This is a genomic window from Salinispora cortesiana (assembly GCF_000484695.1).
Classification (GTDB): Bacteria; Actinomycetota; Actinomycetes; order Mycobacteriales; family Micromonosporaceae; genus Micromonospora; species Micromonospora cortesiana.
Genome location: NZ_AXVR01000129.1, coordinates 1 through 3,406 on the forward strand (window position 1 = coordinate 1; position 3,406 = coordinate 3,406).

General features: G+C 57.7%; 2 rRNA genes. Both read left to right on the forward strand.

What is annotated here, in order from left to right:
- Window positions 1–809, forward strand: a 16S ribosomal RNA gene (locus tag K228_RS0124255); the annotation flags it as partial.
- A gap of 414 nt (window positions 810–1,223) precedes the next feature.
- Window positions 1,224–3,406 (forward strand): 23S ribosomal RNA (locus tag K228_RS0124260); the annotation flags it as partial.

The following is a 3,406-nucleotide window of genomic DNA, read 5'->3' on the forward strand; positions in this document are numbered from 1 at the left end:
TCTCTGGGCCGATACTGACGCTGAGGAGCGAAAGCGTGGGGAGCGAACAGGATTAGATACCCTGGTAGTCCACGCTGTAAACGTTGGGCGCTAGGTGTGGGGGGCCTCTCCGGTTCTCTGTGCCGCAGCTAACGCATTAAGCGCCCCGCCTGGGGAGTACGGCCGCAAGGCTAAAACTCAAAGGAATTGACGGGGGCCCGCACAAGCGGCGGAGCATGCGGATTAATTCGATGCAACGCGAAGAACCTTACCTGGGTTTGACATCGCCGGAAATCCTTCAGAGATGGGGGGTCCTTCGGGGCCGGTGACAGGTGGTGCATGGCTGTCGTCAGCTCGTGTCGTGAGATGTTGGGTTAAGTCCCGCAACGAGCGCAACCCTTGTTCGATGTTGCCAGCGCGTTATGGCGGGGACTCATCGAAGACTGCCGGGGTCAACTCGGAGGAAGGTGGGGATGACGTCAAGTCATCATGCCCCTTATGTCCAGGGCTTCACGCATGCTACAATGGCCGGTACAATGGGCTGCGATACCGTGAGGTGGAGCGAATCCCAAAAAGCCGGTCTCAGTTCGGATCGGGGTCTGCAACTCGACCCCGTGAAGTCGGAGTCGCTAGTAATCGCAGATCAGCAACGCTGCGGTGAATACGTTCCCGGGCCTTGTACACACCGCCCGTCACGTCACGAAAGTCGGCAACACCCGAAGCCGGTGGCCTAACCCTTGTGGGGGGAGCCGTCGAAGGTGGGGCTGGCGATTGGGACGAAGTCGTAACAAGGTAGCCGTACCGGAAGGTGCGGCTGGATCACCTCCTTTCTAAGGAGCGCCATCCGTCGAAGGGCGGTATGGAGCCTCGGTTGCCTGTGTTGGGTGATGGGGTGCTCATTGGTCGGAGACACTGGCTAGTCAGTTTTGGCAGCGGTTTGATGCTCTTGTACACGCTCCTCTTGTGGGGGGTGGTTGGAAGGGGTTGATGATGCGGCTGGGGTTGGCGGTGAACACCCTGTTGGGTCCTGAAGGAATGACCGTGTGGTTGTTTCTTGGGCCGTGTTGCTTGTGATGCTGCCGGTTGGTGGTGTTGCGGGTGGTGTGGTTGCCTGGCGTGGCTTGTCTCGTATACCGGATGCTGGTTTTGCCCTTGTGGGGGTGGGGTTGGTGTTGCTGGTGCGGGGTGGTGGTTGCGGGTTGGTTGTTTGTTGAGAATTACACAGTGGACGCGAGCATCTTTGTGGTCAAGTTGTCAAGGGCGAACGGTGAATGCCTTGGCACCAGGAGCCGATGAAGGACGTGGGAGGCCGCGATAGGCCTGGGGGAGCTGTCAACCGAGCTGTGATCCCAGGGTGTCCGAATGGGGGAACCCGGCATCAGTCATGTGGTGTCACCTGCACCTGAACTCATAGGGTGTGTGGAGGGAACGCGGGGAAGTGAAACATCTCAGTACCCGTAGGAAGAGAAAACAATTGTGATTCCGTGAGTAGTGGCGAGCGAAAGCGGATTGAGGCTAAACCGGCGGCGTGTGATACCTGTCAGGGGTTGCGTGGTCGGGGTTGTGGGATCCTGCGGCACGGGCTGACACTCGTGTGGGGAGTTATAAAGCTGGTGGTTAGTTGAACAGTCTGGAATGGCTGACCGTAGACGGTGAAAGTCCGGTAGGTGAAAGCTGCCAGTCTCCTGTGGGTGTTCCCGAGTAGCGGCGGACTCCTGTAATCTGCCGTGAATCTGCCAGGACCATCTGGTAAGCCTAAATACTTCCTGGTGACCGATAGCGGATAGTACCGTGAGGGAATGGTGAAAAGTACCCCGGGAGGGGAGTGAAATAGTACCTGAAACCGTTCGCCTACAATCCGTCGGAGCCTCTTTTTGGGGTGACGGCGTGCCTTTTGAAGAATGAGCCTGCGAGTTAGTGGCATGTGGCGAGGTTAACCCGGGTGGGGGAGCCGTAGCGAAAGCGAGTCTGAATAGGGCGTTAGAGTCGCGTGTCCTAGACCCGAAGCGGAGTGATCTAGCCATGGGCAGGCTGAAGCGTGGGTAAGACTGCGTGGAGGGCCGAACCCACCAACGTTGAAAAGTTGGGGGATGACTTGTGGTTAGGGGTGAAAGGCCAATCAAACTCCGTGATAGCTGGTTCTCCCCGAAATGCATTTAGGTGCAGCGTCGTGTGTTTCTTGCCGGAGGTAGAGCACTGGATGGTCTAGGGGGCCTACAAGCTTACTGAAATCAGCCAAACTCCGAATGCCGGTAAGTGAGAGCGCGGCAGTGAGACTGCGGGGGATAAGCTTCGTAGTCGAGAGGGAAACAGCCCAGATCACCAGCTAAGGCCCCTAAGCGTGTGCTAAGTGGAAAAGGATGTGGGGTCGCATAGACAACCAGGAGGTTGGCTTAGAAGCAGCCATCCTTGAAAGAGTGCGTAATAGCTCACTGGTCAAGTGGTTCCGCGCCGACAATGTAGCGGGGCTCAAGCACACCGCCGAAGCTGTGGCATTCACGCGTGTACTTCGCATGGCCTTTGGGTTGTGTGTAGGTGTGTGGATGGGTAGGGGAGCGTCGTGCCGCGGGTGAAGCAGCCGAGTGATCGAGTTGTGGACGCGGTGCGAGTGAGAATGCAGGCATGAGTAGCGAAAGAAGGGTGAGAAACCCTTCCGCCGGATGACCAAGGGTTCCAGGGCCAGGTTAATCCGCCCTGGGTGAGTCGGGGCCTAAGGCGAGGCCGAGAGGCGTAGTCGATGGATAACGGGTTGATATTCCCGTACCCGCGAAGGAGCGTCCCTGATGAACCTCGTTGTGCTAACCATCCGAGCTTGGTGTGGTCTTCGGACTGTGCTGGGGGAGCGTGGGAACCTGGCGGGTAGTAGTCAAGCGATGGGGTGACGCAGGAAGGTAGCTGAGCCCGGCCGGTGGTTGTGCCGGGGTAAGCGTGTAGGCTGTGTCGTAGGTAAATCCGCGGCGCGTGTGGCTGAGACGTGATGCCGAGCCGATTCAGGTGAAGTCAGTGATCCTATGCTGTCGAGAAAAGCCTCTAGCGAGTTCCGAGCGGCCCGTACCCTAAACCGACACAGGTGGTCAGGTAGAGAATACCAAGGCGATCGGGTGAACTGTGGTTAAGGAACTCGGCAAATTGCCCCCGTAACTTTGGGAGAAGGGGGGCCGGAGACGTGAAGGCACGTGCTGCTGGAGCGTTGTATGGCCGCAGAGAGCAGGGGGAAGCGACTGTTTACTAAAAACACAGGTCCATGCGAAGAAGTAATTCGATGTATATGGACTGACGCCTGCCCGGTGCTGGAACGTTAAGGGGACCTGTTAGTCTTTCGGGGCGAAGCGGAGAACTTAAGCGCCAGTAAACGGCGGTGGTAACTATAACCATCCTAAGGTAGCGAAATTCCTTGTCGGGTAAGTTCCGACCTGCACGAATGGCG